This window comes from Actinomycetospora sp., from assembly GCF_036497585.1.
Taxonomy (GTDB): Bacteria; Actinomycetota; Actinomycetes; order Mycobacteriales; family Pseudonocardiaceae; genus Actinomycetospora.
Genome location: NZ_DASXJD010000008.1, coordinates 1 through 24,731, shown reverse-complemented (window position 1 = coordinate 24,731; position 24,731 = coordinate 1). Strand labels below are relative to the sequence as shown.

General features: G+C 73.6%; 29 protein-coding genes and 2 pseudogenes. 19 read left to right on the top strand and 12 right to left on the bottom strand.

Going from position 1 to position 24,731, the window contains the following annotated elements:
• A pseudogene (locus tag VGH76_RS00920) lies at positions 1-232 on the top strand (UPF0104 family protein); the annotation flags it as partial.
• Positions 229-834 carry a histidine phosphatase family protein gene (locus tag VGH76_RS00915; protein ID WP_331554718.1) on the top strand — a complete coding sequence of 202 codons (606 nt, stop codon included), beginning with the start codon at positions 229-231 and terminating at the stop codon, positions 832-834. The pseudogene VGH76_RS00920 and the gene VGH76_RS00915, both read left to right, overlap by 4 nt.
• A gap of 4 nt (positions 835-838) precedes the next feature.
• On the opposite strand, the gene VGH76_RS00910 is transcribed toward VGH76_RS00915, so the two are convergent.
• A complete protein-coding gene (locus VGH76_RS00910) occupies positions 839-1,357 on the bottom strand; it encodes a GNAT family N-acetyltransferase (RefSeq protein WP_331554717.1) in 519 nt (172 codons plus the stop codon).
• A gap of 29 nt (positions 1,358-1,386) precedes the next feature.
• On the opposite strand from VGH76_RS00910, the gene VGH76_RS00905 reads away from it, so the two are divergent.
• Positions 1,387-2,238 (top strand): class I SAM-dependent methyltransferase, encoded by an 852-nt coding sequence (locus VGH76_RS00905; RefSeq protein WP_331554716.1) that lies wholly within the window; start codon positions 1,387-1,389, stop codon positions 2,236-2,238.
• Positions 2,239-2,306: 68 nt separating this feature from the next.
• Complete coding sequence (locus VGH76_RS00900; RefSeq protein ID WP_331554715.1) at positions 2,307-2,537, top strand: hypothetical protein; 231 nt, start codon at positions 2,307-2,309, stop codon at positions 2,535-2,537.
• 7 nt (positions 2,538-2,544) lie between these two features.
• Here the strand turns inward: VGH76_RS00900 and VGH76_RS00895 are convergent, their stop codons facing one another.
• Together VGH76_RS00895 and VGH76_RS00890 are read right to left on the bottom strand one after the other, a co-directional pair.
• Positions 2,545-2,895 (bottom strand): carboxyl transferase domain-containing protein, encoded by a 351-nt coding sequence (locus tag VGH76_RS00895; RefSeq protein ID WP_331554714.1) that lies wholly within the window; start codon positions 2,893-2,895, stop codon positions 2,545-2,547.
• A gap of 394 nt (positions 2,896-3,289) precedes the next feature.
• A complete protein-coding gene (locus tag VGH76_RS00890) occupies positions 3,290-3,913 on the bottom strand; it encodes a TetR/AcrR family transcriptional regulator (protein ID WP_331554713.1) in 624 nt (207 codons plus the stop codon).
• A gap of 172 nt (positions 3,914-4,085) precedes the next feature.
• On the opposite strand from VGH76_RS00890, the gene VGH76_RS00885 reads away from it, so the two are divergent.
• The 5 genes and pseudogenes from VGH76_RS00885 to VGH76_RS00865 all read left to right on the top strand — a co-directional run.
• Positions 4,086-5,477: a cytochrome P450 gene (locus tag VGH76_RS00885; protein ID WP_414637642.1), complete on the top strand. Its 1,392-nt coding sequence runs from the start codon at positions 4,086-4,088 to the stop codon at positions 5,475-5,477.
• Between the two features lie 168 nt (positions 5,478-5,645).
• Entirely contained in the window at positions 5,646-6,413 is a 768-nt protein-coding gene (locus VGH76_RS00880) for an SDR family oxidoreductase (protein WP_331554711.1), read from the top strand.
• Between the two features lie 104 nt (positions 6,414-6,517).
• Positions 6,518-7,819, top strand: coding sequence for a hypothetical protein (locus VGH76_RS00875; protein ID WP_331554710.1), 1,302 nt, complete (start codon positions 6,518-6,520; stop codon positions 7,817-7,819).
• Between the two features lie 102 nt (positions 7,820-7,921).
• Positions 7,922-8,206 carry a hypothetical protein gene (locus tag VGH76_RS00870; RefSeq protein ID WP_331554709.1) on the top strand — a complete coding sequence of 95 codons (285 nt, stop codon included), beginning with the start codon at positions 7,922-7,924 and terminating at the stop codon, positions 8,204-8,206.
• Positions 8,207-8,222: 16 nt separating this feature from the next.
• Positions 8,223-8,564: pseudogene (locus tag VGH76_RS00865) on the top strand (DedA family protein); the annotation flags it as partial.
• Between the two features lie 16 nt (positions 8,565-8,580).
• Here the strand turns inward: VGH76_RS00865 and VGH76_RS00860 are convergent.
• Positions 8,581-8,985, bottom strand: a complete 405-nt coding sequence (locus VGH76_RS00860) for a VOC family protein (protein ID WP_331554707.1) — start codon at positions 8,983-8,985, stop codon at positions 8,581-8,583.
• Entirely contained in the window at positions 8,982-9,977 is a 996-nt protein-coding gene (locus VGH76_RS00855; RefSeq protein ID WP_331554706.1) for a LysR family transcriptional regulator, read from the bottom strand. The genes VGH76_RS00860 and VGH76_RS00855 overlap by 4 nt, the downstream gene beginning before the upstream one ends.
• Positions 9,978-10,128: 151 nt before the next feature.
• On the opposite strand from VGH76_RS00855, the gene solA reads away from it, so the two are divergent.
• Both solA and VGH76_RS00845 read left to right on the top strand, forming a co-directional pair.
• Entirely contained in the window at positions 10,129-11,313 is a 1,185-nt protein-coding gene (gene solA, locus VGH76_RS00850) for an N-methyl-L-tryptophan oxidase (RefSeq protein WP_331554705.1), read from the top strand.
• The gene (locus VGH76_RS00845) at positions 11,306-12,616 is read left to right on the top strand and encodes an aromatic ring-hydroxylating dioxygenase subunit alpha (RefSeq protein WP_331554704.1); all 1,311 of its coding nucleotides are present in this window, start codon (positions 11,306-11,308) and stop codon (positions 12,614-12,616) included. The genes solA and VGH76_RS00845 overlap by 8 nt, the downstream gene beginning before the upstream one ends.
• A gap of 89 nt (positions 12,617-12,705) precedes the next feature.
• Here VGH76_RS00845 and VGH76_RS00840 read toward each other — a convergent pair whose 3' ends face one another.
• A complete protein-coding gene (locus VGH76_RS00840) occupies positions 12,706-13,134 on the bottom strand; it encodes a DUF805 domain-containing protein (RefSeq protein WP_331554703.1) in 429 nt (142 codons plus the stop codon).
• Positions 13,135-13,383: 249 nt separating this feature from the next.
• Between VGH76_RS00840 and VGH76_RS00835 the strand changes: the two genes are divergently transcribed.
• Positions 13,384-14,046 carry an NADPH-dependent F420 reductase gene (locus VGH76_RS00835; RefSeq protein WP_414637640.1) on the top strand — a complete coding sequence of 221 codons (663 nt, stop codon included), beginning with the start codon at positions 13,384-13,386 and terminating at the stop codon, positions 14,044-14,046.
• A 13-nt stretch (positions 14,047-14,059) separates the two neighbouring features.
• Here the strand turns inward: VGH76_RS00835 and VGH76_RS00830 are convergent, their stop codons facing one another.
• Positions 14,060-14,740 (bottom strand): VOC family protein, encoded by a 681-nt coding sequence (locus VGH76_RS00830; protein ID WP_331554702.1) that lies wholly within the window; start codon positions 14,738-14,740, stop codon positions 14,060-14,062.
• Positions 14,741-14,844: 104 nt separating this feature from the next.
• Here VGH76_RS00830 and VGH76_RS00825 point away from each other — a divergent pair, with 104 nt between their 5' ends.
• Positions 14,845-15,267, top strand: a complete 423-nt coding sequence (locus VGH76_RS00825) for an SgcJ/EcaC family oxidoreductase (protein ID WP_331554701.1) — start codon at positions 14,845-14,847, stop codon at positions 15,265-15,267.
• A gap of 24 nt (positions 15,268-15,291) precedes the next feature.
• Here VGH76_RS00825 and VGH76_RS00820 read toward each other — a convergent pair whose 3' ends face one another.
• From VGH76_RS00820 to VGH76_RS00805, 4 genes are read right to left on the bottom strand one after another with little or no spacing between them, the layout of a single operon-like run.
• The gene (locus VGH76_RS00820; protein WP_331554700.1) at positions 15,292-16,740 is read right to left on the bottom strand and encodes a hypothetical protein; all 1,449 of its coding nucleotides are present in this window, start codon (positions 16,738-16,740) and stop codon (positions 15,292-15,294) included.
• Between the two features lie 48 nt (positions 16,741-16,788).
• Entirely contained in the window at positions 16,789-17,916 is a 1,128-nt protein-coding gene (locus VGH76_RS00815) for a cobalamin-independent methionine synthase II family protein (protein ID WP_331554699.1), read from the bottom strand.
• Between the two features lie 10 nt (positions 17,917-17,926).
• Positions 17,927-18,901, bottom strand: coding sequence for an MBL fold metallo-hydrolase (locus VGH76_RS00810; protein WP_331554698.1), 975 nt, complete (start codon positions 18,899-18,901; stop codon positions 17,927-17,929).
• Between the two features lie 24 nt (positions 18,902-18,925).
• Entirely contained in the window at positions 18,926-19,903 is a 978-nt protein-coding gene (locus VGH76_RS00805; RefSeq protein ID WP_331554697.1) for a fumarylacetoacetate hydrolase family protein, read from the bottom strand.
• A gap of 123 nt (positions 19,904-20,026) precedes the next feature.
• Here VGH76_RS00805 and VGH76_RS00800 point away from each other — a divergent pair, with 123 nt between their 5' ends.
• The 6 genes from VGH76_RS00800 (at position 20,027) to VGH76_RS00775 (ending at position 22,914) form a co-directional block, all read left to right on the top strand.
• Complete coding sequence (locus tag VGH76_RS00800; protein ID WP_331554696.1) at positions 20,027-20,647, top strand: TetR/AcrR family transcriptional regulator; 621 nt, start codon at positions 20,027-20,029, stop codon at positions 20,645-20,647.
• Between the two features lie 39 nt (positions 20,648-20,686).
• Positions 20,687-21,283, top strand: coding sequence for a dihydrofolate reductase (locus VGH76_RS00795; protein WP_331554695.1), 597 nt, complete (start codon positions 20,687-20,689; stop codon positions 21,281-21,283).
• Positions 21,284-21,320: 37 nt separating this feature from the next.
• The gene (locus tag VGH76_RS00790; protein WP_331554694.1) at positions 21,321-21,752 is read left to right on the top strand and encodes a thioesterase family protein; all 432 of its coding nucleotides are present in this window, start codon (positions 21,321-21,323) and stop codon (positions 21,750-21,752) included.
• 107 nt (positions 21,753-21,859) lie between these two features.
• A complete protein-coding gene (locus VGH76_RS00785) occupies positions 21,860-22,174 on the top strand; it encodes a hypothetical protein (RefSeq protein WP_331554693.1) in 315 nt (104 codons plus the stop codon).
• A gap of 138 nt (positions 22,175-22,312) precedes the next feature.
• Positions 22,313-22,531, top strand: coding sequence for a hypothetical protein (locus tag VGH76_RS00780; protein ID WP_331554692.1), 219 nt, complete (start codon positions 22,313-22,315; stop codon positions 22,529-22,531).
• The gene (locus tag VGH76_RS00775) at positions 22,528-22,914 is read left to right on the top strand and encodes an STAS domain-containing protein (protein ID WP_331554691.1); all 387 of its coding nucleotides are present in this window, start codon (positions 22,528-22,530) and stop codon (positions 22,912-22,914) included. Before VGH76_RS00780 ends, VGH76_RS00775 begins: the two co-directional genes overlap by 4 nt.
• Positions 22,915-22,945: 31 nt before the next feature.
• Here the strand turns inward: VGH76_RS00775 and VGH76_RS00770 are convergent, their stop codons facing one another.
• The gene (locus tag VGH76_RS00770; protein WP_331554690.1) at positions 22,946-23,269 is read right to left on the bottom strand and encodes a hypothetical protein; all 324 of its coding nucleotides are present in this window, start codon (positions 23,267-23,269) and stop codon (positions 22,946-22,948) included.
• Between the last annotated feature and the right edge of the window lie 1,462 nt (positions 23,270-24,731).

The following is a 24,731-nucleotide window of genomic DNA, read 5'->3' as shown; positions in this document are numbered from 1 at the left end:
CATCGGCGGCTGGGGCCCCCGCGAAGCCGCCACCGCCACCGGCTTCGGCCTGGCCGGACTCGGCGCCACCACCGGCCTGGCCACCGCCGTCGCCTTCGGCGTCCTCGCCCTGATCTCCACCCTGCCCGGCCTCGGGGTGCTCGCACTGCGCCGGACGGCCCAGCAGCACACCGCCACACCGCCCAACTCGCCGCGCTTCACATTTCGGGCCCGTCCCGCATCAGTAGCGTGAGCGGGGTGCTGATCCTCGTCCGCCACGGCCAGACGAGAGCCAACCGGCGTGGGCTGATGCTGGGCCGGGCCGACGAGCCGCTGTGCGACGGCGGGCGCGAGCAGGCCGGCGCGCTGGCCCGCGCGCTCCCGGCGCCGGCCCGGTTGATCAGCAGTCCGCTGCGTCGGGCGCGGGCGACCGCCGAGGCGATCGCCGTGGCGTCGGGGACGCCGGTGGAGGTCGACGAGCGGTGGGTCGAGATGGACTACGGCGCCCTCGACGGGCGGCCCGCCTCGGCGCTCGACGCCGACGGCTGGCGCGCCTGGCAGGACGACCCGGCCCACGTGCCGGCCGGGGGCGAGTCGGTGGCCGAGGTCGGCGCCCGGGTGCGCTCGGCGTGCGGGGAGCTGGCCGGGGCGGCCGCCGACGGTGACGTCGTCGTCGTCAGCCACGTCTCCCCCATCAAGGCCGCGATCGCCTGGGCGCTGGGCGTCGGCGACGAGGTGGCCTGGCGGATGTGGGTGGCCGACGCCGCGGTGTGCCGCATCGACACCTCGGGCCCGGCACCCCGGCTGCTCGCGTTCAACGACCTGACCGCGCATGTCGCGGCGCCGGTCCCCTGAGCGGTCAGCCGCGCCGGAGATCCCGCGAGAACCACAGCATCGAGGCCTGGGCCGGGGCCAGGTGCTGGGTCGGGCGGAAGCCGCTGGCGGCGGCCACCCGCAGCGACGCGGGGTTGTCGCGTTCGATGCGCAGCACCGCACAGCGCACGGTCGTCTCGGCGGCCAGGAACCCGCACACCAGCTCGACGGCGCCGGCGGCGAATCCCCGGCCACGCCAGCGCGGGAAGACGCCGTAGGACAGGTTCGCCGCGCCGGGCTCCAGCTCGGGGAACCGGAGCAGCGCCTCGACGGTCCCGGCCAGCTCGCCGCCGACCGCGTCGCGGATGCCCCACGTGAGCCCCGGCCCGGCCCGGGCCCACTCGTCGGCGCACCTCCGGATGTGCGCGGCGGCCGTCGCGATCGTCCACGGGCCGCCCGCGAGCCGGCGGACCAGCTCGTCGTCCTCCCCCGCCACCAGCGCCGGCGCGTCCTCGAGGGTCAGCGCCGACAGCACGACCACGCCGTCGGTCAGCTCGGGCGCCACCGCTCGAGTGTGCCTGGGACAGTACGGGGGTGACCGGGATCGAGGAGCCCAACGCGGCGCAGTGGCAGGCGTGGGACGGACCGGCCGGGGCGTTCTGGACCGAGCAGGCCGACCGCTTCGACCGCGCGGCCGCCGGCTACGACCCCCACCTCCGGGCGGCCGCCGGCTTCTCCGTCGGGGAGCGCGTGCTCGACGTCGGGTGCGGCACGGGTGCGACGACGCGCGCGGCCGCCCGGGCCGTGGGCGCGACCGGGCACGTCACCGGTGTCGACCTGTCCACCCGGATGCTCGAGCTCGCGCGGGCCCGCACCGCCGCCGAGCACCTCGACGTGACGTTCCTCCGCGGCGACGCCCAGGTCCACGCGTTCCCGCCCGGCGGGTTCGACGTCGTGCTCAGCCGGCACGGGGTGATGTTCTTCGACCACCCGACCGCCGCGTTCGCCAACCTGGCGCGGGCCCTGCGCCCCGGCGGCCGCCTCGTCGTGCTGGTCTGGCAGCCCCTCGACCGCAACCCCTGGCTCCACCGGGTGCTCGAGGTGCTCACCCCCGGGCGCGACACCCCGGCGCCGCCCGCCGACGGCCGGCCCAGCCCGCTCTCGCTCTCCGACCCCGCCCGGGTGCGGGCCGTCCTCGACGCGGCGGGGTTCGTCGACGTGCGCCTCGAGGGGGTCGAGGAGCCGATGGTGTTCGGCGACGACCCCGACGATGCCGTGGCCTACCAGGCCGGTCTCCACGCCGGACTCCTCGCCGAGCTCGACACCCCCACCCGCGAGGAGGTCGTGGCCCGGCTCCGCGCCGACCTCGCCGCCCACCACGAGCCGGGCCTCGGGGTCCGCTACCCCTCGGCGGCCTGGCTCGTCACCGCGCACACCGCGGCCTGATCCCCTCGTCCCGACCGGGTCCTCACCACCCGCCCCCGCACTACGCTGGAGGATGAGGGGAGGTCGCCGTGCGGGACGAGGAGCTGATCGTCGAGTTCGCCCTGACGCGGCTGGACAACCCGGGGCTCGACCTCGAGGAGGTCGCGGCGCTGCTGGTCCGGCGGGTCGGGCCCCAGCGGATGCTCGAGTTCGCCGCGGCGAACCTGGCCGACCGCGGCGAGCTGCGCGGCGCCCTGTTCGAGGCGGCCGTGGAGCGGGTCGTGCGGGTGGTGCTGGCCCTGCGCGACGCCCCGGACTGAGGACCCCTCACCAGGTGTCGATGTTCGGCCGGACCTTCTCCGGGGGCGGCCCGACCGGGTGCGCCACGAACGACGAGGTGATCCAGCGGCGGGTGTCGGCCGGGTCGATGAGGTCGTCGATCTCGTAGACCTGCGCGACCGTCAGCGCCCCGCCCTTCTCGTACTCGGCGGCCACGTACCGCTCGAAGAGCGCCTGGCGCTCCTCCGGATCGGCGACGGCGTCGGGCTCCTTGCGGTAGCCCAGGCGGACCGCGCCCTCGAGGCCCATCCCGCCGAACTCGCCGGTCGGCCACGACACCGCGAACGCCGGTGCCTTGAGGCTGCCGCCCATGATCGCCCGCGCCCCCAGCCCGAGCACTTGCGCGTCACGACGAGCCCGACCGGCACCGAGAGGTTCCCGCCCACCGCCACCGGCCCGACGTCGTCCGGCGCGACCACCCCGAGCCCGCCGCCCTCGATCATCGCCGGCCGGCCCATCCCGAGCCTCGCGCCCTCCACGGCGATGATCACGTCGCACAGCCCGGCGAGCGCCGCGTTGCCCGCGAAACAGCGCCCGGCCACCACCGCGACCAGCGGGACCCGGGCCGAGAGCCGGGAGAACATCTCGAAGGCCGGGACGTCGAGTACATCGAGGCCCAGCTGCCGTCGGTGTCGCCCGGGCCTCCGCCGCCGCCCTCGGCGTACACGACGACCGGCCAGCGGCGCTCCGCCGCCATCCGCGGTTGGCGATCAGCAGAGGCGAGAACACAGGGTCAGGTCCTCGCCCGGTCGGTGGACAGCGACCGTTCGGTCGCCGGGCCCAGGAACCGTACGACGGTCGTCGCGACCTGGTCGGCGACCACCTCGGGCGGGTGCAGCGGCAGCACGAGGTGGCTGACGGTCAGCCGCGCGGCGACCTCGGCGGCCGACGCAGCGGTCGCCGGGTCGAGCCCGGGCCGGCGGCGCAGCAGGAAACCTGCCGCCCGGTCGCGGGCGGCGGCCACGATGGGCTCGGCCTCGCTGGTGAGCAGCGGCGGCAGGTCCCCGGTCCCCCGCCCGGTCAGCAGCACGCGCAGGAGCGGGTCGCGGGCCACGGTGTCCAGCGTCGTCCGCACCGCCGAGGTCCAGGCCCGGTACAGGTCGTCCTCGCCGTCGAGCGCGGCCTCGAGCCCGGCGAGGAAGTCCTCGGTCCGTCGCAGCACGAGCGCCGCGGCCAGCCCCTGCTTGCTGGCGAACTCGTTGTAGAGCGTCTGGCGGCTGACGCCGACGCCGTCGGCGACGTCCTGGAGCCGCAGTCCGCGCCAGCCCCGGTCGACCAACAGGTCCGCGGCGAGGTCGAGCGCCTCGTCGCGGACCAGGTCGCGGGTGCGGTCGGCGATGGAGCGGGACACGGGCACCCCGGGAGGGTAACGGCTCTGGACGCAGAATTCGAAGACGTCCACGGTGTAGACGCGGAATCACTTTGTGTCTAGCGTCGGCGGACGTCGAGAGACCGGGACCCCGGAGGTGGCCGTGTCCGCTGTCCGCACCGCGACAGGCGAGCGCCTGTCGTCCGTCGTGCTCGCGCCGATGCCGCGGGAGGTGGACCGCCGCCTCGTCGCGCGGATCGCCCCGCCGCGGGTCGTGCCGCTGGCCGAGCCGCCCACGGGGTCCGGACTCCTCGCCGTCCCGGGCAACGCGGGACCGCCCGTCCTCGGGCACACGCTGTCCTACATCCGCTACGGGAGCGCCTTCACCCGCGCCCGGCACGCCGCGCTCGGCCCGGTGTCGTGGTGCGGGTTCGTCGGGGAGCACGTGGTGATCGCCGCGGGCCCGGACGCCACCCACGCCGTGCTCACCAACCCCGACAAGGCCTACTCCCAGGACGGCTGGCGGTTCCTCGTCGACGACTTCTTCCACCGCGGCCTCATGCTGCTCGACGGCGAGGACCACCGCGTCCACCGCCGCGTCATGCAGGAGGCGTTCACCGCGCCGCGGGTGCGCGGCTACGTCGACCGCACGGTCCCCGTGCTGCGCGAGCAGATCCCGACGTGGCCGCGCGGGCGGGAGCTGCGCATCTACCCGGAGCTCAAGCGGCTCACCCTCGACGTCGCCACCCACGTCTTCATGGACGACCGCTCGGGCCCCGAGGCGGAGCAGGTCAACCGGGCGTTCATGGCGTGCGTGCAGGCGGCGAGCTCGATCGTGCGCCGCGACCTGCCGGGCACCCGCTACCGGGCCGGGCTGCGCGGCCGGGCCCTGCTCGAGCGCTACTTCACCGAGGCGCTGCCGGCCAAGCGGGCCGGCGACGGGGACGACCTGTTCTCCGCGCTCTGTCGCGCGCGCACGCCCGAGGGCGAGGCGTTCTCCGACGCCGACGTCGTCAACCACATGATCTTCCTGATGATGGCCGCCCACGACACGTCGACGATCACGAGCGCGGCGGCCGCGTACTACCTCGCGGCGAACCCGGAGTGGCAGGAGCGGGCACGGGCCGAGTCGATGGCCCTCGGCGACGCCCCGCCGGACGCGGAGGCGCTGGCGTCGCTGCGCACGCTGGAGCTGGTGATGAAGGAGTCGCTACGCCTCGCCGCGCCCGTGCCGGTGGTGATGCGCCGGACGGTCTCCGACACCGCGCTGCTGGGGCACCACCTGCCGGCCGGCCAGCTGGTCATGGTCGCCGGCGCGGTGAACCACTTCGACCCGGCGATCTGGACCGACCCGGACGTCTTCGACCCCGCCCGCTTCGCCGAGCCCCGCAACGAGGACCGCGCCCACCGCGACGCCTGGATCCCGTTCGGCGGGGGCGTGCACAAGTGCCTGGGCATGCTGTTCGGCTCGCTCGAGGTGACCGCGATCCTGCACGAGCTGCTGCGCCACCACCGGATCACCGTCCGGGCCGGCTACGAGCCGCGCTGGGACAACACCTCACTGCCCGTGCCGGCCGACGGCCTGCCGCTCCGCCTCGAACCGCTCAGCTGACCAGGCTGGATGTCGAGGTCCAGGTACGGGTAGTGGTCGGCGTAGGACACCATCAGCTCGGCCCGCAGGCAGGTGCGCTCCACCGCATCCCCGACCGCCTGGTGGAACAGCTCCTCCTGGCTGCCCACGTGGCATGACGGCCGCGTTGACCCGACGAGAGGAAGACCTGTGCAGCTCTTCGACCTGACCGGCAAGGTCGCCGTGGTCACCGGCGGCACGCGCGGGATCGGCCTCATGATCGCCCGCGGGCTGCTCGACGCCGGCGCGACGGTCTACATCAGCTCCCGCAAGGCGGCCGCGGGCGACGACGCCGTCGCGGAGCTGTCCCCGCACGGGACGGTCGTGTCGATTCCGGCCGACGTGTCCACCGAGGAGGAGTGCTCGCGCCTCGCGGGAGAGGTCTCGGCGCGCGAGCAGCGGGTCCACGTGCTGGTGAACAACGCGGGCGCCACGTGGGGCGCGCCGTTCGAGGAGTTCCCGGCGTCGGCGTGGGACAAGGTCGTCGACCTCAACCTCAAGGCCCCGTTCTACCTCACCCGGGCGTTCCTGCCGCTCCTCGAGGCCTCGGCGTCCGCCGACGACACGGCCAGCGTGATCAACATCGGGAGCATCGACGGGCTGCGCGTCACCCCGCTGCCCACCTACTCCTACTCGGCGAGCAAGGCGGGCGTGCACCAGCTGACCCGCGTGCTGGCCGCCGAGCTCGGACCTCGGAACGTCCGGGTCAACGCCATCGCACCCGGCCCGTTCGAGTCGAAGATGATGGCCGAGACCCTCGCGCGGCGCGGCGACGAGATCGCGGCGAGCTCCGTGCTCGGGCGGATCGGGCAGCCCGACGACCTGGCGGGCGCGGCGGTGTTCCTCGCCTCCCGGGCGAGCGGCTACGTGACCGGCGCGGTCCTGCCCGTCGACGGGGGCATCTGGGCGGCGCACTAGATCCGTCGACGACGACCGGGAGTGGCCGGGACCCGTGGCCGGGAAGCCTTGTTCCGCGTCGAAAGGCGGATGTCCGGGCTCCCCGGGCCCGGCACGGTGACGGTATGACCACCGCGCATCCCGCCCCGGCCGGCGCCGACCCGGCGCTCACCCTCCACCAGCTCGACCACCGGGGCACCACCTCGCACGAGATCTACACCGCGGGCTTCTACGAGGACGGCGCCCGGGACTTCGTCGTCCGTGCCCTGCTGGGCAAGGCGACCCGGGGCGGCGCGGACCTCGGCGAGGTGCTCGCGGCGATCGCGCCGATCAAGCCGAAGGACGACGAGGGCTGGTTCGCCGCCTGGGTGGCGCTGGGCGAGCGGGTCGCCGCGATCGCCGCCGCGTGTGCGCAGCGTGGGCACCGCTCCAGTGCCGCCCGGGCCTACCTGCGGGCCGCGAACTACTACGCCGCCGGGGTCAACGCCGTCAACGGCCTGGACAGCGACGAGCAGTTGCTGCCGACGTTCCGGGCCCACCGCGCGGCCTGGGAGGGCTTCCTCGCCACCACCCGGTGGCCGGTCGAGTCCCTCGAGATCCCCTACGAGGGCTCGACCCTGCCCGGCTGGATCTTCCGCCCGGACACCAGCGGGGTGAGGCGACCGACGCTGGTGATGACCCTGGGCAGCGACGAGGCCATCACCGGGGTCTGGGGCGAGGGCGCGGAGGGCGCGCTCGAGCGCGGGTACGACGTGGTGATCTACGAGGGACCGGGCCAGCAGTCGATGCTCTTCGAGCGCGGCGTCCCGTTCCGCCACGACTGGGAGAAGGTGCTCACCCCGGTCACCGACGTCGTGCTGGCCCTCCCGGACGTCGACCCCGAGAAGCTCGCCGTCTACGGGGTCAGCCAGGCCGGCTACTGGGTGCCGCGGGCGCTCGCCTTCGAGCACCGGTACGCCGCCGCGATCGTGGACGGCGGCGTCGTCGACGTCTCCCGCTCCTGGACCGGTCACCTGCCCCACCACGTGCTCTCGCTCTACGAGAAGGGCGAGAAGGAGGCGTTCGACAAGGAGATGTCCCTGGGCATGCACCTGCCGGGCTCGAAGCCCGCGCGCACGATGTGGACGTTCCGGTCCCGCCCCTACGGCGTCTCCGGCTACTCGGCCGTGATCGACGAGGTGCGCAGGTACGACGTCCGCGACGTCGCCGGGCAGATCACCACCCCGCTCTACGTCATCGACGCCGACGGCGACCAGTTCTTCGGCGGGCAGCCCGCCGAACTGGCGGCGCTGGTCCCGGGCGCGACCCTCCAGCGGTTCACCCAGGCCGAGGGCGCGAGCTTCCACTGCCAGCCGCTGGCCCGCGAGCTCACCGAGCAGCGGATGCTCGACTGGCTCGACGAGCAGATCGGCCATCGGGAGGCCTGACCGGGGCCCGCATTCCTCGGAAGGTCTCGGTAGGGTCACGGCCACCCGACGGAGCGTCGGGCGGGCCACGGCGGGAGCGCGTGCCCGGCACCGACGGAGAGGGTGACCCCGGTCGACGCGCTGCTCGCGGGCCTGCACGGCTGGCCGTTCTACGTCGTCGTCGGTCTGCTGGCCTTCGGTGAGTCGGCGGCGTTCATCGGGCTGATCGTGCCCGGGGAGACCGCGATGGCCCTCGGCGGCGCCCTCGCCGGGACCGGCCGGGTGGACCTCGGGGTGATGCTGGCGGTCGCCGTCGGCGGGTCGATCGTCGGCGACGCCGTCGGCTACGCGATGGGCCGCGCCGGCGGCCCCCGGCTGCGCGAGCCGCGCCGGTCAGTGGCTCGGTGAGGGGCGCTGGCAGCGCAGCGAGCAGCTCGTGGTCGACCGCGGGCCGCTCGCGGTGTTCTGCGGCCGGTGGGTCGGCATCCTGCGGGCGGTGGTGCCGCTCGTGGCCGGGATGAGCCGGATGCCGGTCGGGCGCTTCCTGGTGTGGAACGTCGCCGGGGCCGCGACCTGGGCGACCGCGGTGGTCCTCGTCGGCTACTTCGCCGGGAACTCCTTCGAGCGCGCCGAGTCGTGGATCGGGAGCTGCGCCGGGGCGCTGATCGTCATCGCCCTCGGCGTGCTCGTCGTCGTGACGGGCCACCGGGTGTACGAGCGCCGGCGCGCCGGGCAGGCGAAGCGCTCGGCGCGGTTCGCGCGCTGAGCGACCCGCGCCGGGGTCACGCCGGGGCGGCGAGCTGCCAGGAGATCCCGAAGCGGTCCTCGACCCAGCCGAACGGGCCGAAGCCGTAGTCGTCGAGCGGCATGTACTCCCGGCCGCCCTCCGCGAGCGTGGCGAACACCCGACGCTGCTCGTCGACCGACGTGAGCTCGACGAACACCGCGATCGCCGGGGTGAAGTCCCAGGCGTGCTCGACGGGGCTGTCGCTCGCGCGGAACCGCTGGCCGGCCACGACGAACTCGGCGAGCTCGACGGTGCCCTCCCCCGGCGTCCCCGCCGCCCGACGCTGCACCGAGAGCACCTCGCCGCCGGCGAAGAGCGCCGTGTAGACCCCCATCGCCTCCTCGGCGCCGTGCCCCCGAGTGGGCTGGAACGTGAGGAAGGGGAACGCCTGTGCCGTCATGGGCGCTTTCTACCCCACGCCCCTGACGACGTGCGGCCGGCGGCGACGGGGCCGGCGGCGAGCTGCTCGGAGTTCTCCAGGGCGGGCAGGTCCGTGCTGGTCACGTGCCGGAGCGCGGCGAGCCCGGCCGCGATGACGGGCTGCTCCTGCGACCCGGCGCGGACGGCTGCGATCACGCGGCGGGTGGGGACGGGGTCGGTCGTGATCGGGAGCCGGCGGGTGTCGTGGTGGCCGGGCAGGTCGGCCAGGCGCGGGACCAGGGCGACCCCGAAGCCGCGCGCCACCAGGGCGGCGCCGGTGTCCCACTCGTCGGCGAAGTGGGCGATGTCGGGTGCGAAGCCCGCGGAGGCGCAGGCGAGCGTGACCAGCTGGTGGTAGGCCCGGCCCGGATTGCTGCAGATCCACGGGTCGGCGGAGAGATCGCTGAGAGCGACACCATCGCGACCGAGCAACCGGTGGCCGGGCCCCACGAGGACGTCGAGCGGCTCGTCGAACAGCACCTGCTGCTCGAAGGCCGCGTCGGAGGCGGGTGGGATGCTGGGGGTCGCGACGACCACGGCGAGGTCGGCTTCGTCGGCGGCGAGCAGGTCGAACGAGCGCGCCGGCTCGCTCTCGCGCAGACGGGCACGCAGTGCGGGGTGCTCGCGGCGCAGGTGGTCCAGGGCGCGCGGCACGACGACCGCCGCCGCGGAGGAGAACGCGGCGAAGCGCAACGTGCCCCCGACGGCACCGGCCCGGTGCGCGGCGAGAGCGGCGCGCGCCGATTCCCACTGCGCCGACAGGGTCTCACCGTGCTCGAGCAGCGTGCGGGCCGCGGGCGTCAGGCGCACGTTGCGGCCGATCGGCTCGAGGAGGGCGACGTCGAGCTCGCGCGCGAGGGCCTGCATCTGGTGCGAGACCGCGGACGGGGTCAGCCGGCACACCTCGGCGGCGGCGGTCACGGTGCCGTGTCGCGCGATCGCCTGGAGCACCCGCAACCGCCGGTCAATCATGTACCGAACGTACAAGATCAGCTGTTCGACGTTGTGATGGACGGGGACGGAATTCCGGACCGACACTGCGAACAGCACCTCGGCGCCGACGCCGCCGCTGCTTCCGCACCACCGTCCCGAGGCGGTTCCCGGCGCCTCCAGGAGTTCCGCCATGCCCTCTCACCGCACCATCGTCGTCGGCCTCGGCGGACTCGGTTCGGCCACGCTCTACCGCCTCGCCACGGAGCTCGGGTCCGGCGTCCTCGGGCTCGAACAGTTCGGGCTCGGCCATTCCCGCGGTGCCTCCCAGGACCATTCGCGGATCATCCGGCTCGCCCAGCACCAGGAGCAGTACGCCGCCCTGGCCGCCCCGGCCTACAAGGCCTGGGACGAGGTCGAGGCCGAGTCGAGCCAGCAGATCGTCACCCGCACCGGAGGGCTGGTGATCGAGGACCGCGCTGCGCGCCGGGGCCTCGCGTCCGGGAGCCGCAACATCGAGGGCTACACCGCGATGTTCGACCGCTATGGGGTGGCCTACGAGCTCCTCGACGCCGACGAGCTGACCACCCGCTGGCCCCAGTTCCGCGTCGCGGGCGCCGAGCAGGCGCTCTACCAGGCCGAATCCGGCATCGTCGACGCCGCTCGCGCCAACGCCGTCCACATCTCCCTCGCCCGCGCCCACGGCGCGCACGTGGTCGCGAACACCCCGGTCCGCGCCGTCCGTCCCGACGGCGAGGGCGTCGCCGTGCTCACCGACACCCACACCTACCGCGCCGACCGCGTCGTCGTCGCCTCCGACGCCTGGACCAACCAGGTCCTCGCCGCGACCGGCCCGCGGCTGCCGCTGACGGTGCTGCGCGAGCAGGTCACCTACTACTCGACCCCGCACCTCGCGGAATTCGCCCCGTCGCGGTTCCCGGTGTTCATGTGGCACGGCCGGCACAACTTCTACGGGTTCCCGGTCTACGGCGAGATCGCCACCAAGCTCGGACAACACATGGGCGGCGAGGAGACCACGGCCGATACGCGCAGCTTCGAGCCCGACCCCGTCCGGCGCGAGCGCTACGCCGACTTCGTCGACACGCACCTGCCCCGGTTCGGCGGGCCCGAGCTGTACTCGAAGACCTGCCTCTACACCGTGCCGCCGGACCAGGACTTCATCCTCGACACGCTGCCCGAGCACCCGCAGATCGTCGTCGCGAACGGCGCCGGCCAGGCGTTCAAGTTCGCCGCCCTGATCGGGTCGCTGCTCACCGATCTCGCGCTCGAGCGCGAGCCCTCGCACCCGATCGACGCCTTCGCGATCGACCGCCCCGCCCTGACCGACCCGACCTTCCCGCGGAGCTTCCATGTCTGAGACGACGCTGCCGATCAGCACCGACCCGAACTCCGCGCTGCCCGCCCGCCCGATCGATCCGGCCCGGTTCACCGACGAGGGCCTCTACCGCGCGACCCGGCTGCCGGTGGAACTCGCCTCGACGCTGATCCCCGACGCCTACACCAGCCCGGCGTTCTTCGCCCTCGAGCAGGAGCGCGTGTTCGCCTCGAGCTGGGTGGCCGTGGGGCTCGTCGGCGACGTCGACGGGCCGAGCCGGTGCGTCGTCGTCGAGGTCGCCGGGCGCTCGATCCTGATCACCCGCAACCGCCACGGCGAGCTGCGCGGCTTCCACAACGTGTGCCGCCACCGCGCCACCAAGCTGCTCGACGGCGACGCCCGCGAAGTCGGCCGTCACCACCGGATCCGCTGTCCGTACCACAGCTGGACCTACGACACCGACGGTAACTGCCTGGGCACCCCGCTCTTCGAGGGCTCCGACGTCCCCGCCGGCCAGGAGCCCATCTTCGACACCTCGGTCGCCCGGGGCTTCGACAAGGCCGACTACGGCCTGCTGCCCGTGTCGGTCGACTCCTGGGGCTTCTTCCTGTTCGTCAACCTCTCCCCCGACGCCGAGCCGCTGACGACGGCGTTGGGCGACCTCCCCCGACGCTTCGCCGACTACCGCCTCCACGAGTGGATCCCGCAGCGCCGGCGCACCTACGACGTCGCCGCCAACCACAAGCTCGTCGGCGAGAACTTCATGGAGTACTACCACCTGCCCTGGGTCCACCCCGAGCTCAACCAGGTCTCCAGGTTCTCCGACCACTACCGCTGGCAGGGACCCGGCCGCTACACCGGGATGTGCACCACCCCGGTCTCGCGCAACACCGACGCCGGCGGCTGGGACGGGCTGCGCCGCGTGAGCACGCTCGGACCCGAGGACGCCGACAGCGGGCGCTTCGTCTGGCTCTTCCCCAGCACGGCCCTGGTGGTGCTGCCCAACCACGCGTTCGTGCTGTTCACCCGCCCCGTCGCGCCGAACCGCACCGTCGAGACCGCGGTGCTGCTCGCCCACCCCGAGTCCGTCGACGACCCGGGGGCCGGGGAAGGCCTCGAGCAACTGGAGAAGTTCTGGGACCTCATCAACCGCCAGGACCTCGAGATCGTCGAACGCGTCCAGGAAGGCCTGGCGAACCCCGCCTACCGCGGCGGGCGGATGTGCTTCCGCTTCGAGGAACCGCTGCACCGGTTCCAGAACATGGTCATCGACAAGATGGTCGGCCTCGACCGGGTCCCGGGCGGTGACGAGGACACGATGACCCGGATGTTCCCGGCCCCCTGACGCCGGCGACGGCAGCGCAGGACGCCGGCTGACGCCGCGCCGGGGCTGATCTCGCCCACCCCGGCGGGCGCGGGACTCGTCGGAGCCGGTCAGACCGGCATGGCCGGGTGGCCCGGCTGGGCGGTGTCCGGGGCCTCCATCTTGGGGTCGGCGCCGAAGCGGTTCGGACCGCGCGTCCCCTCGAGGCAGGCGAACACCAGCATGACGATCGCGCCGACCACCGGGATCAGCTGGATGAAGAACCACCAGCCCGAGCGGTCGGTGTCGTGCAGCCGCCGCACGGTCACGGCGATCGAGGGGATCAGCACGGCCAGGCCGTAGATCCCGCCCAGGATGCCCGGGCTGTAGCTCGCCGTGCCGCCCGCCGCGTAGAGGCTGGCGGTGCCGATCGCGCTGTCGATGATTCCCAGGATCACCGAGATGATCACGTTGACCAGGACGAACATCCAGAACTCGGTACGCCGGGCCCGTCCGCTGAAGTCGGCGTACTGCCGGAGCGCCTTCAGGTACCACTGCATGGCAATCGCCTCTCACGGAGCGTCATCGTTGATAAGTCTTGCCGCGCGGTCCTTATCGCCCATTGAGACTAACGCTGCAACGGTGAGTAAGAGGACCACCATGATGGCCTCGATCAGGGAACGGGTCCGTCACGCCGAGGTGACCTCCGGCCATGTGAGTACTTGTCGTCGCTATAGCCACCACAACTACTCACGTGCGCGGAGCGCACCGAGGGAATAGCCGCACGACGGGCCCGGGTTGCTGCTGCCATGAGGATCGGGATCGTCGGCGCCGGCATGATCGGCGGAACACTCACGCGGCGGCTCACCGCCCTCGGTCACGAGGTGCGGGTCGCGAACTCGCGGGCGCCCGAGACGCTGGCCGACCTGGCGGCGGAGACCGGTGCGACGCCGGTGTGGGCGCGCGACGCGGCGGCCGACGCGGACGTCGTCATCGTGAGCATCCCGCAGAAGAACACCCCGAACCTCGCGCCCGGGATCGTGTCCGCGGCGAAGCCGGGCGCGCCTGTCGTCGAGACCAACAACTACTACCCGCAGCAGCGCGACGGCCGGATCGAGGCACTGGAGAACGGCACCCCGGAGAGCGTCTGGGTCTCCGAGCTCCTCGGCACGCCGGTCTACAAGGTCTTCAACGGCATCTGGTGGAAGCACCTGCTCAACAGCGGCAAGCCGCAGGGCACCGAGGGCCGGATCGCGCTGCCGATCGCCGGTGCGGACGGTCCGGGGAAGGATGTCGTGTCCACGCTGGTCGACGAGCTGGGGTTCGACCCGGTCGACGCCGGCCCCCTCGAGGAGTCCTGGCGCCAGCAGCCGGGCACGCCGGTCTACGGCAAGGACTACGACGTCGAGCGCACCCGCGAGGCGCTCGCGGAGGCCAGCCCCGAGCGGCCGGCGGAGTTCCGGGCGGCCTGACGGCGGTCGGGCCTCAGGCGGTGCCCTCCACGAGGTCGTCGCCGAGACGCAGGGGCGGCAGTGCCCGCTCGATCTGCTCCCGGGTCGGTTCGAGCCACGGCGGCAGCCGCAGGTGGCGGCCCAGCTCGAGCAACGGCTCGTCGACGTCGAAGCCGGGCCGGTCGGTGGCGATCTCGAAGAGCACCCCGCCGGGCTCGCGGAAGTAGATCGAGGTGAAGTACCGCCGGTCGAGGACCGGGGTGACCTCCAGCCCGGCGTCGACGAGCTGGGTGCGCCACCGCTCCTGGGTCTCGCCGTCGGGGGCGCGGAAGGCGACGTGGTGGACGGTCCCGCCGGCCTGCAGTCCCTCCTGCGGGTCGGCGGTCGGCGTGACGTCGAGGACCGCGCCCGGCTCCCGGCCCATCTCGAAGCGGACCCGGTCCTCGCCGCCCTCCGCGCGCATGCCGAGCAGCCCGGTGAGCATCGAGGCGGTCGGGTCGCGGGGCACGTCGCGCCACGGGAAGAACGTCAGGATCGTCGACGGTCTCCCGGCCTCGTCGCCGTAGTAGAGGTGGTAGGTCTCCGGGTCGTCGAAGTTGACCGTGGTCTTGACCAGGCGCAGCCCGAGCACGCCCGTGTAGAAGTCCACGTTGCGCTGCGGGTCGGTCGCGATGGCCGTGACGTGGTGCAGGCCGTGCGGGGCGATGTCGGTCATGGGGCACGACTACCCGTTCGCGTGCGCGTCGGGGTCGCGGGACCGGGGTCTGTTCGGGGTCGGACCCGGAGCCGATGGCCCTTCGACCGACGCAGCATGGCCCGATGACGACGAACGAGACCCTGACCGACCACGACCGGATCGAGGCGGTGCTCGGCGCTCTCTCCGACGCCTGGAACGACAACGACGCCGACGCCTACGGGGCGCTCTTCACCGAGGACGCCAGCTACGTGACGTTCTTCGGCCAGGTCTCCCGGGGCCGCACGGCGATCGTCGACGGCCACCGATGGCTCTTCGCCCGCATGCCCGGCTCCCGGATGACCCACGGCGCCACAGCGGACCGCGAGATCCGGTTCCTCACCTCCGACACGGCCGTCGTCGTGGGCCAGGGACCCGGGACGATCGTGCCGGGACGGGAGTCGGCCACCGACCGCATCTCGACCGTCGGCTTCGTGGTCGTCCGGACCGACGCGGGCTGGCGCTTCGCGCACTTCCAGAACACCCGGCTGCAGGCACCACCGGCCTGACGTCGTCCCGCCCGCCCCGGCGGGTCATGGCCGGGCCACGAGGCGGGCGACCCCGGCGCCCACGGCACCGACCAGGCACAGCCCGGTGACGGCGAGCAGGTAGGCCGCGAGCCAGACGTGCTTGAAGACCTCGAAGTAGCCGTCGCCGAGCAGCGCGACGACGACGAGCCCGACCGCGGTCACCGCGCCGAGCCCGGCCGCCCGGCACCAGCGGGCCGCCACGGGCGCCCGGCGTCGCCACGCCACCGAGCTCGCGGCGGCGACGACGGCGAGCAGCACGAGCGCCGTCGGGAGCCACGCCGGCCGCCGGGTGTCGTCGAGGGTCCGGCGCAGGTCGGGCTGCCGGGCGCCCGACCAGCCGGGGTCCCCGCCGCCCGGGGAGAACCGGGCGGTGTCACCCGGGCCCGACGCGAGGTAGGGCAGGTCGGCGCGGGTGATGGCCTGCAGCCCGACCCCGACCGCCCGCGCCACCGCGCCCGGGTGGCGGGCCAGCGCCCTGTCGGCGGCCGCGCGCGTGGCGCCCGGCCGGTCGCGGATCGCCTCGGACCACCACCGACCCGTGGGGTGGGGCGGCCCGTTGAAGTAGCCGTTTCCGGTGTACGTGGCGGCCTCGGGCGGGAGGCCGAGCTCGGCGGGGGCGCCCGGCCCGAGCTCGGGCAGGGCGAGGGTGAACACGACGTCGTGGACGTTGGCGCCCTCGTAGGCGAGGTCCTGGAACCCGACGGCGGCGCCGACGGGCACGGCCACCCCGAGCAGGGTGAGCCCCGCGATCGCGGGGCCGACCAGGCGCCGCGGGCGGCGGCGGCCCACGGTCGCCGCCGCGCACACGACGACGGCGACGACGAGGACCGGCACGTAGGCCACCTTCGCGGTGGCGGCGATCCCGCCACCGGCCGCGGTCAGGAAAAGGGCGACGGTGCGGGCGGCCCGCTGCTCCGGGCCGGTGACCAGCAGCGTGGCGACGCCGCAGGCGACCGCGAGGGCGCCCAGCAGCCCGGCCGGCTCGCCGTAGGTGGAGACGAAGAACCGGGTGAACGCGGGCAGGGCGAGCGGCGCGACCGGCACGACGAGCACCGCCGCCCGGCACAGGCCGGACGCGGAGGCCGCCCACGCCGCGACGCCGACGACGAGCCCGACGAGCGCCGCGTACCACCACCCGACGCTGCTCAGCGCCAGCGTGCCGTCACCGCCGAGGGTGGCGGCGCGCAACACCGTCGCCGCCGACGACGGCGTCGACGCGGCGCAGGTCGGGGCGGCGCCGACGGCGAAGTCGGTGACCACGCCGCCCTTCCACGCCGCGAGCCGGTCGACGGTGCGCGGGACGAGCCCGAGTCCGCAGTAGAGCCGGAAGCCGTCGCCGTTGTCCTCCACACCGAAGGTCCGGCCCGTCGGCAGGCCGAGGGTGACGACGACGAGCGCGGTCGCCCCGAGGCCCGCCCCGAGGCCGAGGAGGGGCCGGCCGCCGGTCGTCACCGCCCTACAGTGCCCGGTCCCTGGACGGGTGAACCGGGCAGGGTGGGGTCAGGCGCGGACCAGCACCGCGCCCTGCGCCATCGCCCGGAGCTTCATCTCCGCCACCTGCGCCCCGACGCGGCCGAACCCGACGAAGGTCCCGAAGCCGCAGTCGGTGCTCGCGACGACACGCTCCGGGCCGACGACGGCCGCGAACCGCTCGAGGCGCTGGGCGATGAGCCGGGGGTGCTCGACGATGTTGTTGAGGGTGTCGACCACGCCCGGCAGGAGGACCGTGTCGTCGGGGATCGCGAGGGCGGCGAGGTCCTCCCACTCGTGCTCGTGGCGGGGGTTCGCGGCCTCGAAGGAGATCATCGTGGGGCGGCCGGCGAGCACGGGGGGGAGCAGCTCGGCGAGCGGGGCGTCGAGGTGGTGCGGGCCCTCGTAGTTGCCCCAGCACATGTGCAGGCGCACCCGCGTCGGGTCGATGCCCTCGAGCGCGCGGTCGATCGCGGCCACGTGGCGCTCCGCGAACGCGACCAGCCCGCGGCGCCGCACCTCGTCGCGACACCAGAACTCGGTGTGGGCGGCCATGGGGATGTCGGGGCAGTCGAGCTGGAGCAGCAGGCCCGCGTCGACGATCGCCCGGTACTCGACGGCCATGGCGTCGGCGAGCGCGTCGAGGTAGCTGTCGTAGTCGGGGTAGTGCAGGTTCGGGCTGCCGGTGGCGATGCAGCCCGGGGAGGCGGCCGGGACGAACGCGTCGCGGTGGCCGGTCTTGTCCAGCGCGAGGCGCAGGGTGTCGATGTCGCGCTGGACGGCCGCGGCGCCGACGTAGCTCAGCGGGCCCTCGCAGTTGGCGGGCATGATGTGCGCGCCGGCCTCGCCGCCGTACTGCGCGATCGCGAGCTCGGGCGCGGCCTCGAGGTCGTCGATGCTCCACGGCGGGGCCTGGCCGCCGAAGCCGTCGAGGCGCTCGCGCACGTAGTTGACGAATCCCGGCTTGCCCATCTCGCCGTCGGAGACGACGTCGATGCCGGCGGCGTGCTGCATGGCGACGACGTCGTGCACGGCGTCGGTGACGGCGGCCTCGAGCTCGGCCTCGTCGCCGGTCCCCTCCTGGTGGGCGTACATGAGGCGGGTCAGCGTCTCCGGGCGGGGCAGGCTGCCCACGTGGGTGGTGCGCACGCTCGTCATCAGCGGGTCCTCAAGGGGTCGTGGCCTGCTCGAACGCCGTCGGGCTGAAGCCCTCGAGCGCGGCGATCTTGGTCAGGACGGTCAGCCGGTCGGGACGCGGGATGGCGGGGTCGAGCTGCTGGTAGACGTTGAGGACGTTCTGCGCCAGGCGGCCGTGCTCGGGGAGGTCGGCGAAGCGCCCGAGGTCGATGGACGCGATCGCCTCGTCGACGTCGAGACCGTCCTCGAACCGGGCGCGCGCCTGGGTCTCGACCGAGACGAGGTACTCCCGCATCGTCGAGATCTCGCTCTTGCCGCTGACCGGGCCGTGGCCGGGCACGATCGTCTCGACGTCCATGTCGAGGATCCGGTCGAGCGCGGCGATCCAGCGGTCGATCGGGCCGGCCCAGGCGATCGGGGTGCCGCCGACGAAGAGGACGTCGCCGGCGTAGAGCAGCCGCGCGTCCGGCACGTGCACGAGCGCGTCGCCGGGGGTGTGCGCCGGGCCGACCTGGATCAGCCGCACCTCGCGACCGCCCACGTCGACGCTCTCCTCGCCGGAGAAGGTGCGGTCGGGGCCGGTGGCGGTGATCCCGTCGAGCTCGAAGGGCCCGAAGATGTGCCGGGCGAACTCGCCGAGGACGCCGTCGAGGTGCTTGACGCGGGCCACCGCGTCGAGGGCCTCCTGGGTCATCAGCTCGGCCGCCGCGGCCGAGGCGACGATCTCGACGTAGCGGTCGGCGACCAGCTCGTTGCCGTTGACGTGGTCCGGGTCGGAGTGGGTGTTGACCAGGATCCGCAGCGGGTGGTCCTCGAGGACCGGTGCGAGGCCGGCGAGCATCTCCCGGGTCAGCGCGAGGTCGAACAGCGTGTCGACCATGAGCGAGGTCCCCGAGCCGGTGACCAGTCCGGAGTTGCTCCACCCCCAGCTGCCGTCGGGCTGCAGCCACGCGTGGCAGCCCTGCCCGAGATCGTGGTGTCCCTGGCGGTAGTCGAGCGTGCCCATGCGACTCCTCAGTAGCCGGTGCCCTCAGTGGCCGGTACGTAGCGGGATCATCGGTTCGGCCTCGCGGACGACCTGGCGGGTCTCGCCCAGCGCCGGCGAGGACAGCGAGACGACGTCGCCCGGCGCCAGCCAGCCCGAGAAGGCGAACGGGTCGGCGGTGTCAACGTGCTCGAGCAGGCAACCGCCGGGGACGGTGCCCGACCCGATGACGTCCCCGGGCCGCAGGTCGGTGCCCCGGGACATGTAGGCCAGCTGCTCGCTCCAGCTCCAGTCCATGCTGGCGAGCGAGCCCTTGGCGATCTCGCGGCCGTTGACGGTGGCGGCGACCTCGAAGGTGTAGCCGTCGGGGCCGCGGTGGGGCGCGAGCTCGTCGACGGTGACGAGCGCGGGGCCGAGGGTGATCGCGGAGTCCTTCGCCTTGCCCATGCCGATGCCCTGCGCCATGTCGCGCATCTGGTGGTCGCGGGCGGTCCAGTCGTTGAAGAACGTGAAGCCGACGATGTGGTCGTCGGCGATCTCGGGGTGCAGGTCGCGCCCGCCGCGCCCGACGACGGCCCCGACCTCGAGCTCGAGGTCGAACATCCGGGAGCCCGGGGCGATCGGCACGTCGTCGTGGGGCCCGACGACCGCGGCCGGGTTGCCGAAGTAGAACGCGGGCGCCTGGGACCACGCCGGGTGCAGCTCCGGGGGCCGCCCGAGCGCGCGGTAGCAGCCGCGGAGGTGGTCGAGGAAGGACAGCCCGTCGCGGATCGACGGCGGCCGCGGGATCGGCGCGAGGAGCCGCACCTCGTCGAGTCGGCGGACCTCGGCGGGATCCCGACGGGCCGTGGCCGCGGCCTCGGCCAGCGCCTCGCCGTCGTCGCCGAGCAGCGACAGCAGGGTGACCTCGGGCGCGAGCCCGTGGACCCCGTCCTCGGTGAGGAGCCCGGTGCGCGGGCTCGAGCCGATCCCCGTCGCTCCGCTCGCTCCCGGCCCCCCCGCGTCGTACGTCACCCACTTCACGGCGGCCTCCACGCTGATCGACCACGAATTCGCACCCGAGTACAGGTTCGTGTCGGGACGCTACGGCGTGGTGTGACGCGAATCAAGACTCGGGTACGGATTCGTTGTGCTCTACTGAGCGTGATGGACGCGCAGGGCCCGGGGGCGGCCGTGGTCGAGGACCCGGCGGTCAGCACCCGGACCCGCAAGCGCCACGAGCGCCGGGACCGGGTCTACGCCGCCGCCATCGCCCTGTTCGTGGAGCGCGGCTTCGACGAGACCTCGATGGACGACATCGCCGCCCGGGCGGAGCTCGCGCGGACGACGGTCTTCAACCACTTCCCCCGCAAGGCGCTGTTCCTCGAGGAGTGGGCCCGGCGTCGCCGGGAGCGCGCCGCGCACGCGATCGACGGCACGGACCCGTCGACCCGCCCGCTGCGGGAGGTCCTCGAGCGGTACTTCACCGCGCTGGCCGCGGTGAACGCCGAGACGCGCACCGAGACCTCCGCGCTGATGTCGCTCTCGCTGAAGGTCCACGACGTCTTCCGCGGCCACACGCTGGGCCACGACCTCACCGAGATCGTGGCCGCCAGCGGGGAACCACTGCGCGCGAGCACCGACGCCGCCCAGGTCGGGCGGCTGCTCGCCCTGGGGTACTACTCCGCCGTCGTGCGGTGGATCCAGGTCGAGCCCGCGCCCTTCGACCTCGGCCGGGAGCTCGCCGCCGTGCTGGACACCGTGCTGTCCGGCGCGCTCGTCGACTGACGCGGGCGGACCCCGTCGCCGCTGCGCCATCATCGGCGGATGGCACGGGTCATCATGCAGGCGGTCGTGTCGGTGGACGGCTTCATCGCCCGCCCCGACGACTCCGTCGGGCCGCTGTTCGACTGGTACGGCAACGGTGACCACGAGGTGGTCGCCCGGCCCAGCGGCTGGACGTTCCGGGTGTCGGCCGCCTCGGCCGGCTACGTCCAGCCCTTCTGGGACGCCGTCGCCGTCACCGTGATCGGACGCCACCTGTTCGACACCACCGACGGCTGGGACGGCAACCCGGCCGCCGGGGACCAGCTCGTCGTCGTCACCCACCGGCCGTTGCCGCCGGAGTGGCTCGCCGCCCACCCGGACGCGCCGTTCCACACGGCGGGCTCGGTCGAGTCCGGGATCGCGCGGGCGAAGGAGCTCGCCGGCGACGGCCTGGTGTGCGTCACCGCCGGCGACGTCGGCGGGCAGGCGTTCTCGGCCGGGCTGGTGGACGAGGTCGCGATGGACGTCGCCCCGGTGGTCCTCGGCGAGGGGGTGCGCTTCTTCGGCGGCCACACCGGCACGGTCCTGCTCGACGATCCCGACCGGGTCGTGCCGGGCGACCGGGTGCTGCACCTGCACCACACGGTGAGGCGCTGAGGTTTGGCGTGCGCCCCGCACGCCGATCATCCGCGCCGTGACCGACGACTACGCGCACTGGCAGGACGTCACGACGCGCTGGAACGACAACGACATGTACGGGCACCTCAACAACGTCGTGCACCACTCGATCATGGACACGGTGGTCAACCGGTGGCTGATCGACAACGGGTGCCTCGATCCTCACGGCGGTGACACGGTCGGCCTCGTGATCGAGGTGGGCTGCGAGTACAAGGCCCAGGCGGGGTTCCCGGACGTCGTCTCGGTGGGCCTGCGGGTCGGTGAGCTGGGGGCGTCGAGCGTGCGGTTCGAGGTCGGGATGTACCGCAGCGACGGCACGCTGTTCTTCACCGGCCACTTCGTGCACGCCTTCGTCGACCGGGAGTCCGAGCAGACGGTTCGGATCGAGGGGGAACGGCGGGCGGCGCTGGAGGGGCTGCAGGGCGCCCCGGCCGGCCTCGGGGAGTAGGGCCGGCCCCCGCTGCCCGGGGGCTCCCCCCAGGGCGGGGACGGCGGTGCCTCCGTCACCGTGGTGTGCGGCGCCGGGACCGGTCGCCCCATCGTGAGGAGGAGACCATGACCATCCCCGTCGCCGAGTCGGAGTGGCCGTCGCTGCCGCGGGTGCGCTCGCACCAGCCGAGGGCGATCAGCTGCGCCGGGTGCGGCTTCACCGTCGGCGGACGCCGGTGCGACTCCTGCGGTCAGGGCTTCGCCATCCCGTCCTCCTGCCCCCGGTGCGGCACCGCGCTGCGGGGCAGCCGGGGGTGTTCGGTCTGCGGGGCGCCGGCGTCGTCGGAGATCGGCGCGCCCCTCCCGGTGCGGTCGGGCGTCGCAGGTCCGGGCACGCGACGGCACGCCGGTCACCACCTCGGTGCCCGGCGACCCCGGTGAGCCTGCCGGCTCTCGTCGAGGGACCGGGCGTCACCGGGATGTGACCGCAGCTGGGCCCGATGCTCGGTAGCGTGTCCTCCTGCAGATGCTGCACCCCGGCCCCCGGTGTTGCTCGATCCGACCCGGAGTGCTGAGTACATGGCTGTCCTGGACCCGTTGCGGCATACGGCCGCGGACCTGCTCGACCTGACCGGCGACGCCGTCGCCGCGCTCACCATCACCGCCGCCGGCGCCGTCACCCGGGCCGTCGGGCCCGGGCCCGGACCTCGCCTGCGGCTCGTGGACGACGCGAGGCCCCCGACCCGTAGCCCGCGCGGCGGATCTCCGTCGCCCTACCGGGGGCAGGCCCGGCGATGACCGTGACGATCGTCGGTGCACCCGCGCCACGTCGCCGCGTCGAGGGCCGTCACACCGTGCTGGTGGTCGGGGGCGAGCTCGACGCCGCATCGCTGCCCGAGCTCCGGCGTGCCCTCCGCGCGGCCGTCGACGAGGGCGCGACGGGGGTCGTCCTCGATATCGCCGCGGTCCAACGTTGTGACCGGGAGGGCCTGCTCGAGCTGGCCCGGCTCCGGGGACGCGACGCCGTGTGCCGCGCCTGCATCGTCGACGTGGTCGGCGCGCGCTGGACGCAGTTCGTTTCGGTCCTGTCCGCCGACCCGCCGCTGCTGCTCGAGACCACCCGGGCCCTGATCCGCGAGCTCCGCCGCCCCCACGTCGTCGAGACGGTCGCCGCCGGGTGAGGAACCCGCGCGCGGGGCGGGTCCGCGCGGGTCAGTCGCGGTGGCGACGCATGGCGACCGGGGCCCCGGCGAGGTCCTCCTCGTTGCACAGGAGCTTGACCTCGAAGTAGGGCGAGCCGGTCCCGTTGTCGTAGTCGAGGTGGATCGCGGACACGTCGAGGGACTCCCCGAGCCACGCCTCCGCCTCGCGCAACCAGGTCGCCGAACGCTCCAGGGCGGACGCGAGGTCGTTGTCCCGGAAGGCGACCGCCCGGTAGGGCACGTCCTCGATCTGGTCGAGGTCGGCCGTGGGGCGCGGGAGTCCGACGGCAACGCCCAGGTCGTCCAGCTGCAGCTCGTTCGCCAGCTCGCTCACGGCATCACCTTCTCTCGCCCGGCGGGAGCGCCGCAACTCCCCGTCGCGGGGGCAGCGCGGCCGTGACCTGCAGGAAGGCTCTCGACACGTATTGGCACGCCGGCCACTGCCCGACCCGGGTACGACCGCGACGAGAACGCGCCCGGTGGGTCTCGACCTGACGCCGGTGGGCAGGCATCCTCGATGCCATGACGGCACCGGTGGATCACCTGATGCGCCAGGCGGTCAAGGCCCGGCAGCGAGCCCAGACCGCCATCGGTGAGGCAGTGCGGGAAGCTCGGGCCGCGGGCTGGTCGTGGGAACGCATGTCCTCGGCGCTCGGTGGCTCCCCCAGTGCGCAGACCCTGCGCCTGACCTTCGACACGGGAGCAGCGGCCGAACCCGGATCGGCAGGGTGCTCCTGCTGCTCCGGGCAGCACGGCTCCTGTGCGTGTCAGGACGGCTCCTGCGGTTGACCTCCACCCCTCGCAGCCACGGGTGCCCTCGGACAGCCCCTGCCGATGAGCCCCTTCCGCGATCCGGGGCGGAGGTCGGGTCAGGCCATCTTTCCGCTGGTGTCGGCCCGGCTGCGGCTGGGCTGCACCCGCTTCGGCTCGCCGGGCATCTTCGGGTAGCCAGCCGCCAGTGCGGTGTGCTTACCAGCAACGACGCAGGTCACCGACGAGCCTTATGCACCAGGATATCGGGCGAGTTGTCGATCAGTTACACAGGACAGCGGGTGCACCCCTCAGCGTATAGGTCTCCGAAGGAGCAGGCGGTCTCATCCTTGTAGGCCGCGTCCTCGCCAGGGCGAGGCCACACAGCCCAGGTTGACCGTCTTAACGCGTACCTCCCCCAGCTGGGTGGGAAGAGAACCGACGTCCGGGCCCCTTGACCCCCAGACGGTCAGGCGGGCCGGTCCCCGTCGGTGCGCGTCGGTTTCCGTCGGCCGATATCAGACCGTCCCCCACGGCTGCATTCGGGTCTCGGGCCCCGTCGGTCCCTGTCGGTTCGCGTCAGCGTGGCAAGGCACGTGACACGCCCAAGATCAGTTAGGAGTGCGCCCTCAAGGTCCCGCGTGACGGTGGGTTGTCCGGATGTGTGGGGCGCCTGCCCTTGATCCTTTCCCAGCGGGCGCGCCCCGAGTGGATCATTCGCGGTCTGCCCCGTGCCAGAACAGGACCATCGCCATCTCGACGGCCAACGACCAGCAGGACACACCCACCAGGCTCACTGAACCAAGTCGTCCCGGACTGTGCGATCGGAAGCGGCACGAACACGAGCGTCGTACCGAGGACGAGACCGAACAGGCCCACGACCATGCACTTCACTGACGCCTCGGCGGACTTTTCCGCCTGTGCCTCGCTCGCCAGACGCGTAGCAAATGGCACCATGCCCGCCACGAGGACCGTCGGCAGGAACGCCAGGATCGCCGCTACGCCCTCTGTCGGCCGCCCATGGCCGAACCGGATGCCTACACCCA